This window comes from Hydrogenophilus islandicus (assembly GCF_054657095.1).
On sequence record NZ_BAAHXE010000010.1, the window covers coordinates 20543 to 38680 of the forward strand.

Sequence of the window (18138 nt, forward strand, 5' to 3'; positions counted from 1 at the left end):
TTTAACCGCTACGGCACGGCGTGGGTACTCTGCGCGGGATCGTTTTTGAGGGGGACCGACGGCGGGGGAAAATCGCGGGAGGGGACGCTCAAATGGTACCCTTGCGCGGCGTCGACCCCGAGCAGACGCAGGAGCGCGACTGTTTCACCATCTTCGACGAATTCGGCGATCGTCGTCTTCCCCAGCCCCCGCGCCACTTGGGCAATCGCCTGGACGATCAGGCGGTTCGCGCTGTCTTGCGGTAGGTCGCGGATGAACTGACCATCGATCTTGACGACGTCGGCCGGGATGTACTTGAGGTAGCTGAAGGAGCTGAAGCCGGTGCCGAAGTCGTCGAGGCAGAGCGCCGCGCCGAGCTGATGGACGAGGTGGGCGAAGCGGATCGCCTCCTGGAGGTCGCTGATTGCCGCCGTTTCGGTGATCTCGAAGAGGAGGCGGCGGGCGTGGGGGGGCGCTTGCCGCCACTCGTTCTCGAGCCACAGCGCAAAGCCGGGGTCGGAGAGGGTCCGGCCGGAGAGGTTGACGGCGATCCGCGGCGCGTTGGGATGTTCGGCGAGGTGGTGCAGGGCGCGGCGGACCACCCAGCGGTCGAGGTCGCGGATCTTGCCGCTCTTCTCCGCCGCGGGGATAAAGTGGCCCGGTGAGACGAGGCGGGAGGGCTCTTCGGGGTCGCGCATCCTAAGGAGCGCCTCGACATGTTGCAGCTGACCGTTGAGGTCGTAGATCCCCTGAAAATGGAGCTCGAAGAGCTCCTCGGCCAGTGCCATCTCGATCCGCTGGTTCCAGGTGAGGCGCGCCACCTCCTCGTGGTGGGCTTCACTGCTGTAGAAGCGCCAGGTGTTGCGGCCACTCCCCTTCGCCTGGTACATCGCCATGTCGGCCGCGACGACGAGATCATCGGGGTTGTCGCCGTGTTCCGGGAAGAGGGCGATCCCGACGCTTGCGGTCACCCCGATCCGTTGACCGTCGAAGTCAAAGGGAATCCGGGCGATGGCGCGGACGATCCGCTCGGCAAGCTGCTGCGGCTCGCTGCGGTCACTGATTTGCGGCAGGAGAACGGCAAATTCGTCCCCCCCTAACCGCGCGACGATCTCGTTGCTGCGGGTGATCGCGGTGAGTTCACTGGCAATCCGCGCAAGGAGCGCGTCGCCGGCGCGGTGGCCAAAGGTGTCGTTGAGGTGTTTGAACTCGTCGAGGTCAAAGAGGATCAGCGCGGCCTGGTGGCGTTGCCGCCGCGCGTCGTTGAGCCGCTCTTCGAGGAGCTCGGCAAAGCGGCGGCGGTTGTAGAGGCCGGTGAACCCGTCGCGCTCAGCGAGGTAGATGAGCTGCTCCGCCGCGCGCCGTTCGTGGGTGATGTCCTCAAAGAGCCAGAGCCGCGCGATCAGCCGCTGATGGCTGTCGCGGACCGGAAAGCAGAGTTGAAGAAAAATCCGGCCATCGACGAGGTGCAATTCGGCGCTGTCGGAGATCTCCTGGGTGCCCGGGACGGTGAGGAGGAGCTTCGAGAAGTGGTCGGGTTCGGCACAAAGAGTTTGGCTCGCCCGCATCACGTCGCGGCTCTTTTGCCCGACGATCGGCGTCTCCGCCGGAATACGCCAAAGCCGCCGCAAGGCGCTGTTGGCGAAGATCACCCGCTCGGAGGTGTCGACGAGGAGCACCCCGAGGCGCATCGCCTCGAGGAGCGCGGTGAGCTGCGCGTGCTCCGCTTCGAGCGTCGCTGCCGCGGCTTCGGTCTCCCGTTGCGCGACGGTGAGCGCCACGAGCCGCTCTTGGAGCTCGTCGGCCATGCGGTTGAACGCTGCGCCCAGGCGGGCGATCTCGTCATGGGTTCCCGCCGGCGCGCGCTCGTGGAGCCGACCCGCGGCAAAGCGCTCGGCGGCCTGCTCGATCGCCTGGAGCCGCCGTCCCAGACGGTAGAAGAACCAGAGGTAGAGGGCAAGCGTCAGCACCGTGGTGCCGGCAAGGGCCCACCCGCCCAGTTGGGCGAGCCGCTCGACGAGCGCGGTGAGCGGTTGCGGCGCGTACCCCACCTGAACCGCACCGCTTGCAAGCGGCAGGAGGATGTCGAGCCGGCGCGTGAGCGGCACGGTGGTGAGCGCCGCAAGGGGCTGCGCCGGGGGGAGCGCGGCGTCGGGGGGCGTTCCCGCGAGCGCGAGCCGTTCGCCCGCGGCGTTGAAGACGGCAAGGTAGTCGATCTCCCCTTGCGCGCCGAGCTCCTCGGCGATCTCCTGGAGCGTCGGGAGGTTGCGCTCAAGGAGCGGCGCCTGGAGCGCTGCGGTGAGCTCGACCTGCAGGCTCTGGAGGCGTGCGCGGGCGAGCTCCTCGGCCGCCTCGCGTGTCTGCTGCCAGAAGAGGTACCCGCAGAGGGCAAAGATCGCGAGTTGCGCCACAAGGAGCAAGGGTGCCCAGCGGGCGAAGAGCGAGCGGCGAGAGAGGAAGCGGCTCATTCGGTGCTCTCAAAGAGGCGGTCGAAGTCGGCGACGAAGGGGTCGAGCGCCTGCCAATCGTCGTCGCTGATCGGTTGCAGCGTCCCGTGGCGGAGTGCGGCGAAATGCGGCGCCCCGTCGCCGCGACTCCACGCGAGCAGCCGGTCGCGGAGCGTGGCGATCGTCTCATCCCCGAGCCGGGCGTGGGCGAGGTAGAGGAGCGGCGGCGAGGGGGGGAGGCGCACGACAATCCGGTAGGCGGTCGGGTCGAGGTTGAGCTGTTTGAGGGTGGTGACCGAAACCACCGCAGCGTCGGCAAGTCGCTGTTGCAGGTGGGCAAAAGAGTTGGCATGGCTGCCGGTTGCGGTGAGCCTCAGGTCGCGCCCGATCACCCACCCCTGTTCGCGGAAGAAGCGGCGCGCCGCGAGCGTCAGGTTCGCCCACGGGTCGCTCGTCACCACCCGTTTGCCGCGCAGATCGGCAACGCTCTCGATCGGGCTCTCGGGCAGGACGATGAGGAGCGGCTCCAAGGGGGTCGAGGGCCGGGCGAGCCCAACCATCTGGTAGAGCAGCTGCGCGATGCGGCCAAAATAGGGGCTGGTGGCGATGAAGTCGTACCACCCCGCTGCGGTTCGCTCGAAGTGGCCGCGGTAGTTGGGGGCCGATTCGAGCGCCACCGGGCGGTTGAGTTCGCGGGCGAACCAGGCGCGGAGCGGCTCGTAGAGTTGGGCGAGCCGCCGCGCCGAGAGGTAGGGGACGACCCCGAAGACGAGCGGTGGCTCGGCGGCACGAAGCGACACGGGAAGAAGGGTCGCGCCTGCAGTGGCAAGCGTTCGGGTGAGAAAGTCGCGGCGGTTGCGGCAAGTAGAGGTCATGGGGCGATAGGTCCAGGTGACCGGTCTATCGATTCTACCGCAAAGCACTTAGCTGAAAAGCCCGAGCCCCGCGTGGATCACGCCGTAGTAGACAAAGAAGCGCGGGATTCGGAAGGCGCACGCGAGCGCGACGAGCGGCAGCGGCAAGCGCAAGAGTCCCGCGGTCCAGGTGGTGACCGAGAAGGGGAGCGGCGTCGTCGCGCCGAGAAGCACCCACCAGAAGCCGTATTTGCGCAGCATCGGTTCGTGCTCCTCACGGAAACGGCCGAAGATCCGGTGGAGCATCGGGAAGTGTTCGAGAGTGCGGCCGATGAAGTAGCCCTGGACGCCGGCCCAGGCGGAGACGGCGCCGATCCCGAAGACATAGAGCCACCACTTCTCGGCCATGCTGCTGCGGCTGACGACAACCAGCATCGAGTCAGGAGGAAAGGGGAAGATCAAGGTGTCACCGATGAGAATCACGAGCGCCATGCCCGGAAAGCCGAGGTGTTCGGCAACCCAATGGGCGGCGGCGACGAGCTCCTGTTGAAACGCCCAGCCGAGGGCGGCCATCAGGATCAGGAGCCCCACAATCGCGATCACGGTCTTTTTGAGCGCCTCTTCGATCATCGGACTGGTAACCTCATCACGGGGGGGTGCACAGACAGTGGGCCCAAAGGGGGGGCAGCGTCGCCGTCGGAGCGGTGAGTTCGCGGGCGAGCGTGGCGACGAGCGGGGTGAGCGACGGGGGGAGAAGGAGCGTGTCGATCGCCGAATGAGCGAGCGGGGAGGGGGTGAGGCCCACAGCGGAGACCTTCGACTGTAGGGTGAAGAGGAGCCGCCGCAACCATTCGCGCACGGTGGGTGGCTCTGTTGCCCACCGCACCTCGGCGTCTGGGGCGCCGGCGCGTTCGCGCGCAAGGGCAAGCGCCCGCTCAAGCCCGCCGAGCTCATCCACGAGCCCGAGTTTCACCGCCGCGCTCCCCAACCAGACCCGCCCTTCGGCGATCGGAGGGAGCTCGGAGGCAGGGATTTTTCGCCCTTCGCTCACCAGCGTGAGGAAACGGCGGTAGGTGTGGCTGACTGCCGCGTCGAGCGCACGGGTCACCGCCTCGGGGAGCGGCTGGCGGGGGTCGAGCGGTGCGGCGAAGGGGCCGGTGCGCACGCCGTCGGTGGTGAGATCGAGCTTCTCAAGAAGCCGCGCGGCGTTGGGGATGAGCGCGAAGACGCCGATCGAGCCGGTGAGGGTTTCGGGCCGAGCAGTGATTGCGTCGGCGGCGGTGGCGATCCAGTAGCCCCCCGACGCCGCGACGCCGGCGAAGCTCGCGACGACCGGTTTGCCGGCGCTCCTGACTGCCGCGACCGCGCGGCGGATCTCTTCCGCGGCAAAGGCGCTGCCGCCAGGGGAGGCGATGCGCAGCACCACCGCGCGCACCGCGGCATCATCCCGGGCGTCGTTGAGAGCCTCGACGAGCCGGTCACTCGCCGCTGCTGTCGGGCTGCCGTCGTCGCGCTCGACAATCGTGCCGTTGACGACGACGACGCGGATCTCCCCCCCTTTAGGGTGGAGGAGCCGTTTCGCTTGGTGCGCGGCAAGGTAGCGGTGCCACGCGACCCGGTCGCGGTCAGGATCGAGCCCCGTCGCGTCGCCTACCCGCTTTTCCCACGCGTCGCGCGGGGCGAGGTGGTCGACGAGCTTTTCGGCAAGCGCCGTCTGCGCGCCGTCCCCGCCGTGGGCGGTGAGCCGTTCGTCATAGGCGGCGTGGTAGCGGTCGACCGCCTCCGGCGGCAGGTGGCGCGCTGCGGCGATCGCGTCGCGCACCTGGTGCCAGAGGCCGAAGAGGAGGTCGGTGACCGCGCTCCGTTCTTCTTCGGACATCGCGTTGCGGGTGAAGGGTTCGACGAACGACTTGTAGCGGCCGGCGCGAAAGGCATAGACGGTAACGCCCAGGCGGTCGAGCGCCGCCTTAAGGTAAGTCGGCTCAAGTGCAAGCCCCGGTAGGAGCACGAACCCTTCGGGGTCGAGGGTGATCTCGCGGGCGATCGACGCGAGGTAGTAGCGCTTCTGGTCGAACCGGTCGGCAAAGGCGAAGACGGGTTTTCCCGCCGCCTGGCAGCGGGCGAGCGCGTCGCGCAGCTCCGCGAGTTGCGCATAGCTCGCTCCAGAAAAGCGGCTGAGGTCGAGGGTGACTGCGACGACGCGCGGGTCAGTTGCCGCAGCAGCGAGCGCTTCGAGGAGCGAGCCAAGGTGGTTCTGCTCCTCCTCTTCGTCCCAGAGGGCGAGCGGGGGCGTGCGCGGCGGCGTCTCGCTGATGCTCCCGTCAAGCGTCAGGTCGAGGATGAAGCGGTGGGGAAGGAGCGGCGTCGCTGGCGGTTTGGCGTGCCACGCGACGGCGAGGGCAATGAGCACCGCAAGGCCGACGGCGAGCGCAATTGCGCCCAGGACCGCGCGCCCGAGCCATTCGAGCCCGGCAAGGAGGCGCGCGGCGAGCTTGAGCGGCGCGGTAAGGAGCGCGAGGAGCAAAGCGGGGCGGCGACTGCTCATGACGGGGAGGAATCGGCGGAGGGCGCTGCTTGCGCGTCCAGAGGGGCGTCAGCAGGGGGCGCGGCGCGGCGGCGATAGACGAGGTCCCAGACGGCGTGGCCGAGATGGGTTCCGCGCTGCTCGAATTTGGTCCGCGGCCGCCACGCGGGGCGCGGTTCGGCAAACCCCGTTTCGGGGTAGTCGTTGGCAAGGAGCGGCTCGGCGTCGAGCACCGCCCGCATCCAGTGGGCGTACTCCTCCCAGTCGGTGGCGCAGTGAAGGTACCCTCCGGGTTTCAAGCGCGAGGCGAAGAGCGCGACGATCGGCGGCTGGACGATCCGCCGCTTATGGTGCTGCTTCTTCGGCCAGGGGTCGGGAAAGAAGAGGTGGAGTGCCGAGAGCGCCCCTTCGGGGATCACCCGCTCGAGCACCTCGACCGCGTCGTGGCGCAACACCCGGAGGTTCTTGAGCCCCCGCGCGTCGATGAGCTTCAGGAGGTTGCCTACCCCAGGGCCGTGGACTTCGACGGCGATGAAGTCGATGTCGGGGTTCGCTTCGGCGATCGCCGCGGTGGCGTCTCCCATCCCCGAGCCGATCTCGAGCACCACCGGGGCGCGGCGCCCAAAGATCGCGGCGAAGTCGAGGGGTTGGTCGGGTTGCCACGGCAAGCCCCAGATCGGGTAGAGGCGGGTGAGCGCCTCCTTCTGGCTCGGGGTCATCCGCCCTTGGCGCAAGACAAAGGTGCGGACCGTACGGTGAGTCAAGCGGTCGGTGGTAGCGGTCGTCATCCTTTTCACCCTCGGCCAATGAGGCCACTCATCGGGGAGCTTGGGTCGGCGCTGTAGGCTTTGCGCGGCATGCGGCCGGCAAGGAAGGCGGCGCGGCCGGCGGCCACCGCCCAACGCATCGCGTAGGCCATCCGCACCGGGTCGCGGGCGTGGGCAATCGCGGTGTTCATCAGTACCGCGTCGCACCCGAGCTCCATCGCGATCGCCGCGTCTGAGGCCGTGCCGACCCCGGCGTCGACGATCACCGGCACCTGGATGGACTCAATGATGAGGCGCAGGTTCCACGGGTTGAGAATCCCCATCCCCGAGCCGATGAGCGACGCGAGCGGCATCACCGCAACGCAGCCGATCGCTTCGAGCCGTTTCGCAAGGATCGGGTCGTCGGAGCAGTAGGCCATCACGTCGAACCCATCCGCCACCAGCTGCTCGGCCGCTTTGAGGGTCTCGAGCATGTTGGGGAAGAGGGTCTGCGGGTCACCGAGGACCTCGAGTTTGACGAGCGATTGGCCGTCCAACAGCTCACGCGCGAGGCGCAGCGTCCGCACCGCCTCCTCGGCGGTGTAGCAGCCGGCGGTGTTGGGGAGGATCGTGAACCGCTCCGGGGGCAGGTAGTCCAGCAAATTCGGCTCGTCGCGCTTCTGCCCGAGGTTGGTGCGGCGAATCGCGACGGTGACGATCTCGGCACCCGAGGCTTCGACCGCGGCGCGGGTTTCAGCGAAGTCGCGGTATTTGCCGGTACCGACGATCAAGCGCGAGGTATACGTGCGGCCGCCGAGCACGAGCGGGGTGTCGGCAACGGGGTCGGGTGGGGTGGGGGGCGAAAGCGTTTCGGTCATCATGGCTCCAGCAAATCAGATCAGCCGCCGCCAACGGCAACGACGATTTCGAGCAGGTCGCCGTCGGCAAGCGGGGTAGTTGCGAAAGCGCTCTTCGGGACGATCGCGCCATTGCGCTCCACGGCGACGCGCTTCCCGAGCCAGCCGTAGCGCTCGAGGAGCGCGGCGACGGTCGTGCCGGCGGGCAGCGTGACCGGTTCGCCGTTGAGGCGCACCGTGAGCGGGGTCTCAGCCATCGGTCCTCTCTCAGTGGAGTAGCTGGGCGGGAGTTTACCCGAAATCGACCCGACACGCCCCTCGCTTACCGCCCGATCTCGCGCAGCCACGCGGTCAAGAACCACTCCATGAGGGTGTTGTAGGCGACGCGGTAGGCGGTCCTGTCGCCGCGCTCGACGGCGTCGTGGAGCACGGCGTGGGCGGCGCGGGGCACCTCTGCCTTCGGGTGGTAGGTGGCCAGGTAGGCGGTGACCGGACAGTCGGCGAGTTGCTGGAGGTGTGCAAATCCGCGCTCGTGGTGGACCTGCCACTGGTAGGTGAGGGCACCGAGGAGCGTCGTGAGCGGCGCGGCGGGGTAGCGTAGGAGTGGCGTTTGGTGCCAGCGCGCTGCCCATGCGGGGAGCGTCTCGGGGGGCATCGGGCGGGCGATCGCGTACCCTTGCGCCCGAGGGATGCCGACGACACTCAGCGCTTCGGCGAGCGCGGCGTTTTCGACCCCTTCGGCGACCGTCTGCCGCTCGAGCCCTTCGGCGAGGCGCGCAAGCGCGCGGATCACTGTCAAGAAGGTGATCGGGTTCGCGGCGAGTTTGCGCACGAGCAGCTGGTCGATTTTGATCACGTCAAAAGGGAGCTCCGCGAGGCGCAAGAGCCCACTGTAGCCCGAACCGAGGTCGTCGACCGCGAGTTTTACCCCGACGGCGCGCAACGCGGCGAGCGCTTCGATGCTCTCCTGCGCGGTGATCGGTTCATCCTCAAGAAGTTCGAGGGTGAGCCGCTCTGGGGCGACTCCTGCGGCGGTGAGCGCGGCGCGAAGGGCGTTCGCGGCGTCGGGTTGGTGGAGGGTGGTGTGGTCGAGATTCACCGAGAGGTCGATGGTGAGTCCCGTCTGCTCCCATGCGCGCAGCCAGTCGAGCCCCTGCCGCACCACCGCGCGGAAGAGGTAGGGGTAGTCGTCGGCACGAAGTGCCGGGAGAAACTGCCCGGGAAGGAGGGTCTCGGAACCGACGGTGAGCCGCGCGAGCGCCTCGGCTTTGACCACCGTGCCGCGCCGTAGGTCCACAATCGGCTGCACCGCGAGCGCGACGCCCCCGCTCATCACTGCAGCGCGGATCGCCGCGGCGCGCCCGACGCTGATCGGTGTCTCTCCACCCCGATGCGGGGCGGTTTCGAACGCGCGCAACACGGCGTTTGCGCGTGCCTGCACGCTCTGGAGCCACAACTGGGCGAAGAGGGCGCTGAACTGGTAGGGGTGGCGACCGCCGATGTAGAGGAGGAGCCGCGGACCGTGACTGTCGGCAAGCGGGACAGCGGCAGCGCTTGCGACCCCGAGCGCCGCGGCAACAGGTTGCCACGGTACGGTCCGCGGGTCGTGGAGGTAGTCGTCGGTGGTTGCGATCGTGCCGCGCAGCCACGCGGTGGCCATGAGTCCCCGGCCGGCGGGGTCGCGGGTGTCGAGGCGCGGCGCGCGCTCCGGCGCAAACGCGGCGTTAAGCGGAGAGAGATCCCCTTTACCCCGCGCGGTGACGAGGTGAAAGACCCCTTGAGCGTCGGGCTGAAGGAGCAGCACCATGCGGATTCCCGGTAGGCCGAGGATCGCCTCTGCGAGCGCCTCTTGCCAGCTCGCCAAGGTCCCACCCCCCTCGGGAAATTCGTGGAGGACCATCCGCAGGTAGGCGAGCTGCACCCCCTCCATCGCGGCCAAAAAGTGTTGCAGCGCGAGCGCGGTGCGCAGTCGCCAGAGGTGGAGCAGGCGAAAGACCTCGCCGCTTCGGAGTGCCTGCGCGTTGAGAAACTCCTGGAGGAAGGTGTGGCTGCGGTCGTAACCGATTGCCGCGTCGGCAAAGCCGAGCCCTTCGAGCGCGTGGATGGTGCCCAAGAGTGCTGCCTGCTCGGCGATCGTCTCGCGGGTCGCGTCGGAAGTGGCGAGGGTGGCGAAGTGGGTGGCGATCAGCTGCCGGTAGCGGGCGAGCTCCTCGGCGGGTTGTGCGGCGAGCCGCTTGCCGATTTCGGGGTGGTCGGTGAGGCTTTTGAGGAGCACTTCGGCGAAGGTTTGCGCCGCTTCGCGCAAGAGCGGCGCATAGGCGGCGAGGAGCTGCTCCGCTGCGGGGGAGAAGGGGTCGAGTGGAGCTTCGAGTGCCTCCAGCCACCGGGTCTGTTCGGGCTCTTCCCCCGCGACGCGCATCACGGTGTCGCTTCGCCCCTTCTCCGCTTTGAGGGTGAGGAGCGCCGCATCGGCGCGGCGCAGCAGCGCATCGAGCTCCTCCCCCTGTTTGGGGAAGAGCGCCCAGCCGACGCGGTAGTGCGGGGTGACGGTGACCCCGTCGGCGAGTGGTACCGGCGCGGCCACCGCGCGCGCGAGCCGTTCGCCGAAGGCGGCAAGCTCCTTTTCAGCAGTTTGCGGGGTGAGGTGGGTGAGCAGAATCACGAATTCGTCGCCGCCGAGACGGGCGACGAGATCCCCACCGCGGACGCTCTGTTGCAGCCGTTCGGCGACGGCGCGGAGCAACTGGTCGCCGGCGTCGTGGCCGTAGCGGTCATTGACCGGTTTGAAGTCGTCGAGGTCGAGGATCCCCACGGCCGCCCGCTCGCCGCGGCGGCGCGCGTCGGCAAGGAGGGGCGGCGCGGCGATCTCGAGCGCATGGCGGTTGATCAGCTGCGTGAGGGGGTCGGTGCGGGCGACCACGGTCTCCTGCACGAGCGCGTCATGGAGGGTGCGCAGCAGCGTGCGCTGGCGCGAGAGGAGCGCGGCGAGGATCAGGAGGAGTCCAAGCTCGAGAACCCAACGGGGGAGGGCGCTTTGGGCGTAAGCGGTGCGCCACGCCGCGTGCGAGATCGCCGCGGTGACGCAGTAGGCGCCGCGGCACGCCTCAGCGGTGAAGGCCGCCTCTTCGCCCCCCGTCGCGGCGGGGGCGCTTGCTGAGGGGGTGTCAGGAAAGGTGAGGGTCTCCGCCACGTCGAGCAAAGCGACGACGCGAGCGAAGCGGCGGTCGGTGACGGTGAAGCGAAGCGGTGGGAGCTCTTCGGGAACGAGCGTCTCGGCGCGGGCAAAGAGGAGGGTGGCGCGGTAGGGGCTACCGGCAAAGGCGGCAATAGTGCCGTCGGCGCGAAGAAGCGGCACGCGCACGCCGACCACCGCTTCTTGGAAGCGGGGGGAGAAGCGGGGCAACGTCGTTTGGCAGGTGCCTTCTGCCGCGGGGGAGAGATCGATCGGGCGGAAGTCGTCCGCGGTGAAGATCGGAGTGTGCGGTTGTTGGAGGGTGCTCCAGAGGAACCTCGAGGCGTCGGGCGACTGGACATTGACCGCGCGCAGTTCCGGGTGCTCCCCGGTGACCCGCGCGAGCGCCACGGCGATCGCCTCGGGGATCGGGCGCGGGGGCGACGCGGTGACGTAAGGGGCGAGGAGCCCTTTGCCGATCAGGGTGAGATTTTCGCAATGTTCTCGCACGCGGGCGTCGATCGCGCTCGCCTGGGTTGCCGCCGCAGCAGCAAGCCGCTCTTCTGTCTCTTTTTGGGCTGACCGAAACCACACCGCCTCGGCGACGGCAATGAGGGCGACGGCAATCAGGAAGATGATCAGGAGCGACCATGGAGGGCGCGGGTGGAAGTCGGTGGGGGGCGGGGTGGCATGGTTCATGGGAGATCAAGCAGAAGCGTTCGGACTTTCCAACCAAGGATTGATGACCGGCACCCCCATGGCCACGAAGGGGGAGGTATCTCGGGTTGCCACAGTCAGGCGGTTTGCGAGAGCAGTAGCAGCGATGAAGCCGTCTGCCATCCCCACAGCCAAACCTGACGCTTGGGCATTGGCCAGCGCTTCGGCATAAGGTTGGGTTGCCGCCACATCAAAAGGAAGTATCCGTCCTGCAAACGCAGGGAATATCTGACACTCTAATTGCTCAATGAGGCTGTTGCGGCGGCGACCTACAGGCAAGCGCGCCACACCAAAACGCAGCTCCGCAACGGTAACTACAGAGAGAAACAGGGTCTCCAGGGGCTGAGCATCAAGCCATGCGACCACTCGCGCATCGGGCTGGGCACGCAGTGGTTCTGAGATCACATTGGTATCGAGGAGAATCATTCAAGTTCCACCGTCCTCGGGGCAGACTTCTCGCGTTGATTGATCAGCGCCACTTCTTCGTCGGTGAGTTTGACTTTGCGACCGATTTCGGCAAGCATCGACCCCAATTTCAGGTGGCCTTGTGGTTTGACGGCCTCTTCGAGCAAGGCGCACACCTCGGCCTCGGTACTACGACCGTGCAGAGCGGCGCGCAAGCGCAATGCGAGATAGACCTCTTCCGGCAGATTACGAACAGTCAGAGTGGCCATGAACCACCTCGCTTGAGTTGCTCCGGTAAACCCATTTTATTCCGATGCGCTGATTCTGCCAACGCGCGCGGTTCAGGGAAGGAGCCGGCGGCGCAATCGCGCAAGCGCCCAGCGGGTAGGGAGGAGGGTGAGGAGCAGCGCAACTCCGAGCGCCGAGAGGACAGCGGAGAGGGGCGGGAGGTCGCCCGCCGCAAGGGGGCGCAGGAGCGCGAGCGCCTGGGTGAGCGGCAGCCACTCAGCGACGCGCAGGAGCGGCGCGGGGAGCTGGGCGAGCGGGAAAAAGGCGCCGGAGAGGAAGGCCATTGGGGTGATGAAGAGGGTGAAGTAGTAGAGGAAAAAGTCGTAACCGCGGGCGAGCGCGACCATCGGCAGCGCGAGCGCCGCGAAGACGAGGCCGGTGGCGAAGACGACCAGCAGAAGAAGCGGCAGCGTCGGCCAGGCGATCAGCCCTGCGGCGGCGGCAATGAGCGCGACCGCGCCCCCCGCGAGCGCCGCTTTGGTCGCCGCCCAGAGGAGCTCGCCGAGGAGGATGTCGCTCAAAGTGAGCGGGGTGGTGAGGACCGCCTCCCAGGTCTTTTGCACGTGCATGCGCGAGAAGGTCGAATAGAGCGCCTCAAAAGTGGCGGCGTTCATCGTCGCGTAGGCGACGATCCCCGGGGCGAGGAAGTGGAGGTAGGGGCGGCCGTCGATCTCGGCGACGAGCGACCCCAAACCGAGCCCGAAGCCGAAGAGGTAGATGAGTGGATCGACGAAGTTCCCGAGGAGCGACGGGACGAGGAGTTTGCGCCAGACAAGGGCGTTGCGCCGCCAGAAGGAGAGTGGCCGCAGGAGCCGGCGGGCAAGCGGGGGTTGTTGGGGTTGGGCGGGCAGAGGCGCCACCGACGGGGGGTTGCCAGGAGGCGGGGTGGTCGGGTCAGCCATCGCGCAGCTCGCGGCCGGTGAGTTTGAGGAAGAGGTCTTCGAGGTTGCCGCGCCGCACCACCGCGCGGGCGGTGGCGTCGCGGGCGATCAGCTCGAGCGCCGCGGTCGGGTCGGCGTGGCAGTAGCAGAAGAGGGTTTCGCCGACCCGTTCGAAGCGTAGCGGCGCTGCGGCGGTGAGCGCCGCGGTGAGTTGCGCCTCAAGCGTCGCGAGGCGCTCGGGAGCGGAGGCGGCGGCGTCGATCTCGACGACGTAGGGTTCGATCGCGGCGGCGATCAGCGCGCGCGGCGCCCCTTCGGCGACGACGCGGCCGTGGTCGATCACCACCACCCGGTCGGCGAGCCGCTCCGCTTCGTCGAGGTAGTGGGTGGTCAGCAGAATCGTCACGCCGCGCTGTTGCAGTTCCCGCAGCCGCTGCCAGATGAGGTGGCGCGCCTGGGGGTCGAGGCCGGTGGTCGGTTCGTCGAGGATCAAGAGCCGCGGTTCGGCCACCAGCGCGCGGGCGAGCGATAGCCGCCGCCGCATCCCACCGGAGAGCGCCGCGACGGGGGAGTCCTCTTTGCCGGCAAGGCCGACGAAGGCGAGGAGCTCGGGAGCTCGGGCGCGCGCTCGAGATGCCGAAATTCCGAAGTAGCGGGCGAAGACGACGAGGTTTTCCACCACCGTGAAGTCGGGGTCGATGTTGTCGAATTGCGGCACGACCCCGATCCTTTGCCGCGCTGCTTCCGCCTCGTGGGGAATCGGGTGGCCGAGGAGCGTGACTTCCCCCCGCTCGAAAGGAGAGAGGCCCAAGAGGACGCGGATCGCGGTGGTCTTGCCGGCGCCGTTGGGGCCCAAGAGGGCGACGAGTTCGCCGGGCCAGACGGCAAAGGTGAGGGCGTTCAGCACCGGCTGGGCGCCGAAGCGCTTCTCCACCGCGGCGAAGGTGACGAGGGGGTTTTGTTCGTTGCCGAGCATACCGGTTAGCCAGGCGGGTGGAGGGTGAGCGCCGCTTCGACCAGAGTGCGCACCACGACGAGCTTGCCGTGGAAAAAGTGGTCGGCCCCGGGGATCACGGTGACCGGCCGGGCAGCGGGGCGTGCCCAGTCGAGCGCGCGGGAAAGCGGCGCGACGGTGTCCTCTTCGCCGTGGATGATCAGCGTGGGGAGGGTGTCGGGGAGCTCCGGGGTCGCGTAGACGGTGCCGGAGCCGAGCGCCAACCCGTGGGGGAGGCCCACCAACGTCACGTGGCGGAGGGTGGTCGCGGGAAGCGCTTCGCGCCACACGGTGGGGTCGAGCCCGGGGAGCGGTTCGTTGGGCGAGGCGGGGAGCCCGAGGAGCACCCGCGCGACGCGCGTCGCGACAAAGGCGCCAAACGAGAAGCCGGCGAGGTAGATTTGCGGCGGCAGCGACCACTCGGCAAGCGCCCAGGCGATGAGCGCCAAGAGGTCTTCGCTCTCGCCGCGGCCGTGGTCGTGCACCCCTTCCGACCCGCCGACGCCGCGAAAGTTGGGGCGAAGCGTCAACAGCCCCTTCGCGGCGTGGGCGCGCGCCAGGGTATGGGTCACTTTGTTCGTGTTCGCGCCGCCAAAGAGGGGATGGGGGTGGGCGACGATCGCGAGCCCCACAGGCGGTATGCTCGGCAGGTCGACGAGGAGCTCGATTGCGCCTGCACGCCCTGGGGCGAGCCGTTTTTCGGCTGGCGCGGCCATCTTACGGCTGGTCGGGGAGCATCAGGCGGGTGACCTTGCGGCCGCCGACGAGGTGTTCCGAGAGGATCTCGTCGAGGTCGCTCTCGTCGAGGTAGGTGTACCAGGTCTCGTCGGGGTAGACGACGACCACCGGCCCCAAGTCGCACCGCCCCAGGCACCCCGCTTTGTTCACGCGCACGCCGCCCGGCCCTTTGAGGCCGAGTTCGGCGACGCGGTCGCGGAGGTAGTTCATCAGTCGTTCGGCGTCGTGGTTCGCGCAGCAGGCTTCGCCCGCGTCGCGCTGGTTGCAGCAGAAAAAGAGGTGGTGGCGGTAGTAGCTCATCGCGTCTCCTCAGCAAAAAGGCCAACCCCGGTGCGTTACGGGCGCGATTCAGCAAGAAACGAGAGGAACGCGCCCCACGGCATCGGTTTGGCGAAATGGTACCGTTCCTCAAACCATAGACAGATATTCCGCGTCAAAATGGAATATCCTCTATGACGCTCCCCGAACGGTGCTGGGAGCGGTTCGCGTGCCGGAATCTCACCGGCAAGGTTCGGTAAGCACACACGGGTTGCGTTGCCGGAACTCGAGGTGTGGGTGGTCCCAACCGAACCTGCGCTCCATGCGCCGCTAGAGCTTTCCGAACGCTTGACCAGAACGACCACACATGCTTGGCCCGATTCCTTACAGGTAGGGCAAAGGTGACATGGCCGCCACCACGGGGGACAACCGCCACCCGCACAGTCGGACGTTCAGACAGTCCCAATCCACGACGGGCGATGGCAAGCGCCGCGCCCTGATGAACCGAAATACCTCTTCTTTGCGCAAAATTGACCGCGCCAATGACTGAGGTGTAAGCCGGATTGACCTCAATGACCTCAACACCATGGCGAAACGCTGCTGACTTGATGCTCGATAGCACCTTGCGGTAGGCAAACGAGGAGATGAGCCTCGATTGCCTGGCATCGGTGGTTTCGAGTTCGGCTTTCTTCTTCTGGAAGTCAAGCGCTTCGATCACAATAGGTTTGCCTGCCGCTTGCGCTTGGGTGACAAGTGCAATGGCCGCGCTCTCAATCATCGCCTTGGCTTGGTTGCGTCTCTTGCCGTAGGTGTTGAGATCAATCCGTCGAACCGCAACGAGGTTGCCAAAGCGATCGGTCTCGGCAACAGCCAAGTGGTCCGCATTGACATCGACACCAATTGCCCCCAACGCCCTGTGGGTCACCTGGGGGACGGAATCGGCTTCAACGCTCACGAATACCCGCCACCCTTTGCGATCGCGCACGAAACGGTAGCTCAACGCCGTGCCGATGCGTTTGGTTGTCAGTTTGCCGTTTGGGGTCACGCTATGGACACGCCTGCTTGCGGCGAGCGCTGCGACAATTTGCTCGTGGCCGTAGGCGAAACGAACGCCCTCAATGGTGAGGAACTTCCCGTGTTCCTGGAGCGCATCGGGTAGCCGCAGACGCAGTTGCAGCGTACCGTCTTCAGCAACCACTGCTTGGCACGACTGGTTACCTGCTGTCTCGTCTTGGCTCCCCACAAGAAAGAACTGGTTCGACCGGGCCAGCTGCCACTTCTCTTTCCACTCGGCGTGGTTCGCGTAGCCGTTCTTCTCAAGATGAAACTGCGCCCGAAAGAGCCTCTTGCCACCAAAGCAGAGACGAACTCTACCCGCCTCATGGTCTGCTTTGAGCGCCTTGAGCCGGGCTTTCATGAGGGCCAAGCGGCGCTTCTTCTGGTGGAGCTTGTGGGTGTGCGGTGCTCTCTCTTCAAGTTTTGCAACGACTTTCTCAGCTTGGGCGATGCGCCGCTCGGCTTCTGCAATGAGTCCGGGGCGACGCTCTTTGATGGCGTCGATCTTTCCTTTGAGACTGAGGGCAATCGCGTTGAACTGCCGTGCGGTAATGCCAAAGCGGGGCAGGAACGTGCGCTTGAGTTCCGCAAGCGACGCACGAGTCTCCATCGCCGCAAAGAGACTACGTTCAACCCGTCCGTAGAGCTCGCCCCAAGCATCAAGCACTGCCGCCTGCTCTGGCGTCAGGGCAAGCCGCGTCTGGTAGGTGAACATTGGGCGGTCAGCCATTCTGAATCGCCTCTAACGCCTTTTGCGCACGGCTCCGTGCTGATCGCGCTCGAAACCCGCGCATAAAGCGCCGCCCCACCCTTTTCCGGCTGATCATGAACAATCACCGTACCTGTGGGCAACTGCTCGGCTGGTACCGGCAACTGACCGCTGCGCCACATCCGCCAGGCAGTCTTGTAGGAAATGCCTTGGAGTTTCGCCCAAGCGCTCAGCTTCACCGCTTCACCTCAGGAAGATTTTGGAGAAGTATAGCACATATGGGTACAAAAGTACAACATGCGCAGCTGTTTGGAGCCCTTGAATCGCGATCGGCGCAAAGGGGGAGATTTGTTATGATCGAGGAAAAGGAGAGTTTGCCGATGATTGCTGAAGCGCTGCCGCCGGAGATTGCGGCGCGGAGTCAGGAGCTTGCGCAGCGCATCGCCGCGCGGATCGACGCGGCGGGGGGGTGGGTACCGTTTGCCGACTTCATGAACTGGGCGCTCTACGAGCCGGGGCTCGGCTACTACGCGCGCCACGATCGGCCGTTTGGGCCACTGGGGGACTTCATTACCGCGCCGGAGATCTCGCCCCTCTTTGGGGCGGTGATCGCCGACGTGCTGGCCGAGTCGGCGGCGGCGACCGGCCTTGCGGTCGAGTTCGGCGCGGGGAGCGGGGCGCTCGCGGAGGATCTGCTGCGGCGCTGGCAAAAGATTGGCGCGGTGCCGCGCGACTACGCGATCGTCGAGGTTTCAGCCGGTTTGGCGGCGCGGCAGCGGGAGCGGTTGGCGCCGCTCGCGGCCGAGTTGGGGGTGGCGCTCCACTGGTGGAGCGCTCTGCCTGACTTGTTCGCCGCCGCGGTGGTGGCGAACGAGGTGCTCGACGTCTTGCCGGTCCATCTCGTCGGAACGCGAGGGGAGGAGACCTTTGAGCGCGGTGTCGTCGTCGCGGCGCGCGAACCCGTTGCCTTTGCCTGGGCCGATCGGCCGGTGACGCCGGTCGCGGCGGCAGCGCTCGCGGAGGTTGTGCTCCCAAGGAGCAGCGACGGCGAGTACCTCACCGAGGTGGCGCCGGCGGTGGCGGCGTGGGTGGCGACGGTCGCGGAGCGGCTCGCGCCCGGTTCGACCTGGGTGCTCGTCGACTACGGCTACGAACGGGAGCTCCTCTACGCGCCGTTTCGCTCCTGCGGAACATTGCAAGGGTACTCTCGCCACCGAGTGGTCGAGGATCTCTTGGCGTGGCCAGGGGCGATCGACCTCACCGCGTTTGTCGATTTCACCGCGGTGGTGACGACGCTCACCCGCTGTGGGCTGACGATTGCCGAGTGGTCGCGCCAAGGGGCGTTTCTCTTGCGCCATGGGGTGCTGGAGCGGCTGGCCGAGCGGGCCGAGCCGGGGTCGGCGGCCTACGTCAAGGCGGCGCGGGCGGTGCAGCGACTCGTGATGCCGCACGAGATGGGGGAGCTCTTTCAGGTGGTGGTGGCGAAGCGGTGAAGAAGGAGACAACACTGTGT

16 protein-coding genes and 1 pseudogene are annotated in these 18138 nt (G+C 67.2%); 1 reads left to right on the top strand and 16 read right to left on the bottom strand.

Annotation, left to right across the window (positions count from 1 at the left end; translation table 11 throughout):
* Window positions 1-8: 8 nt before the first annotated feature.
* The 16 genes and pseudogenes from ACYQ6T_RS04855 to ACYQ6T_RS04930 form a co-directional block, all read right to left on the bottom strand.
* On the bottom strand, window positions 9-2447 hold the full coding sequence (locus tag ACYQ6T_RS04855) for a putative bifunctional diguanylate cyclase/phosphodiesterase (protein WP_459828381.1): 2439 nt from the start codon (window positions 2445-2447) through the stop codon (window positions 9-11).
* Window positions 2444-3301 (bottom strand): phosphate/phosphite/phosphonate ABC transporter substrate-binding protein, encoded by an 858-nt coding sequence (locus ACYQ6T_RS04860; protein ID WP_459828383.1) that lies wholly within the window; start codon window positions 3299-3301, stop codon window positions 2444-2446. Before ACYQ6T_RS04860 ends, ACYQ6T_RS04855 begins: the two co-directional genes overlap by 4 nt.
* Before the next feature lie 48 nt (window positions 3302-3349).
* Window positions 3350-3910, bottom strand: coding sequence for a YqaA family protein (locus ACYQ6T_RS04865; RefSeq protein WP_459828384.1), 561 nt, complete (start codon window positions 3908-3910; stop codon window positions 3350-3352).
* 16 nt (window positions 3911-3926) lie between these two features.
* On the bottom strand, window positions 3927-5825 hold the full coding sequence (sppA, locus tag ACYQ6T_RS04870; protein WP_459828386.1) for a signal peptide peptidase SppA: 1899 nt from the start codon (window positions 5823-5825) through the stop codon (window positions 3927-3929).
* Window positions 5822-6592, bottom strand: a complete 771-nt coding sequence (trmB, locus tag ACYQ6T_RS04875; protein ID WP_459828388.1) for a tRNA (guanosine(46)-N7)-methyltransferase TrmB — start codon at window positions 6590-6592, stop codon at window positions 5822-5824. The genes sppA and trmB overlap by 4 nt, the downstream gene beginning before the upstream one ends.
* A 5-nt stretch (window positions 6593-6597) precedes the next feature.
* Complete coding sequence (locus tag ACYQ6T_RS04880; protein ID WP_459828390.1) at window positions 6598-7428, bottom strand: thiazole synthase; 831 nt, start codon at window positions 7426-7428, stop codon at window positions 6598-6600.
* 20 nt (window positions 7429-7448) lie between these two features.
* Entirely contained in the window at window positions 7449-7664 is a 216-nt protein-coding gene (thiS, locus tag ACYQ6T_RS04885; RefSeq protein WP_459828392.1) for a sulfur carrier protein ThiS, read from the bottom strand.
* Between the two features lie 65 nt (window positions 7665-7729).
* Window positions 7730-11278 carry an EAL domain-containing protein gene (locus ACYQ6T_RS04890; RefSeq protein ID WP_459828394.1) on the bottom strand — a complete coding sequence of 1183 codons (3549 nt, stop codon included), beginning with the start codon at window positions 11276-11278 and terminating at the stop codon, window positions 7730-7732.
* Window positions 11279-11284: 6 nt separating this feature from the next.
* Entirely contained in the window at window positions 11285-11722 is a 438-nt protein-coding gene (locus ACYQ6T_RS04895; RefSeq protein WP_459828396.1) for a type II toxin-antitoxin system VapC family toxin, read from the bottom strand.
* Window positions 11719-11970: a FitA-like ribbon-helix-helix domain-containing protein gene (locus tag ACYQ6T_RS04900; protein ID WP_459828398.1), complete on the bottom strand. Its 252-nt coding sequence runs from the start codon at window positions 11968-11970 to the stop codon at window positions 11719-11721. Before ACYQ6T_RS04900 ends, ACYQ6T_RS04895 begins: the two co-directional genes overlap by 4 nt.
* A gap of 72 nt (window positions 11971-12042) precedes the next feature.
* On the bottom strand, window positions 12043-12891 hold the full coding sequence (locus ACYQ6T_RS04905) for an ABC transporter permease (RefSeq protein ID WP_459828400.1): 849 nt from the start codon (window positions 12889-12891) through the stop codon (window positions 12043-12045).
* Entirely contained in the window at window positions 12884-13846 is a 963-nt protein-coding gene (gene ccmA, locus ACYQ6T_RS04910) for a heme ABC exporter ATP-binding protein CcmA (RefSeq protein ID WP_459828401.1), read from the bottom strand. The genes ACYQ6T_RS04905 and ccmA overlap by 8 nt, the downstream gene beginning before the upstream one ends.
* Window positions 13847-13851: 5 nt before the next feature.
* Window positions 13852-14580 (bottom strand): alpha/beta hydrolase, encoded by a 729-nt coding sequence (locus ACYQ6T_RS04915; protein WP_459828402.1) that lies wholly within the window; start codon window positions 14578-14580, stop codon window positions 13852-13854.
* A gap of 1 nt (window position 14581) precedes the next feature.
* Window positions 14582-14902 carry a (2Fe-2S) ferredoxin domain-containing protein gene (locus ACYQ6T_RS04920; protein WP_459828404.1) on the bottom strand — a complete coding sequence of 107 codons (321 nt, stop codon included), beginning with the start codon at window positions 14900-14902 and terminating at the stop codon, window positions 14582-14584.
* 133 nt (window positions 14903-15035) lie between these two features.
* Window positions 15036-16646, bottom strand: coding sequence for an IS200/IS605 family accessory protein TnpB-related protein (locus tag ACYQ6T_RS04925; RefSeq protein WP_459828406.1), 1611 nt, complete (start codon window positions 16644-16646; stop codon window positions 15036-15038).
* A 47-nt stretch (window positions 16647-16693) separates the two neighbouring features.
* A pseudogene (locus ACYQ6T_RS04930) lies at window positions 16694-16864 on the bottom strand (IS607 family transposase); the annotation flags it as partial.
* 114 nt (window positions 16865-16978) lie between these two features.
* Between ACYQ6T_RS04930 and ACYQ6T_RS04935 the strand changes: the two are divergent.
* Window positions 16979-18118, top strand: coding sequence for a class I SAM-dependent methyltransferase (locus tag ACYQ6T_RS04935; RefSeq protein ID WP_459828408.1), 1140 nt, complete (start codon window positions 16979-16981; stop codon window positions 18116-18118).
* Window positions 18119-18138: the final 20 nt, after the last annotated feature.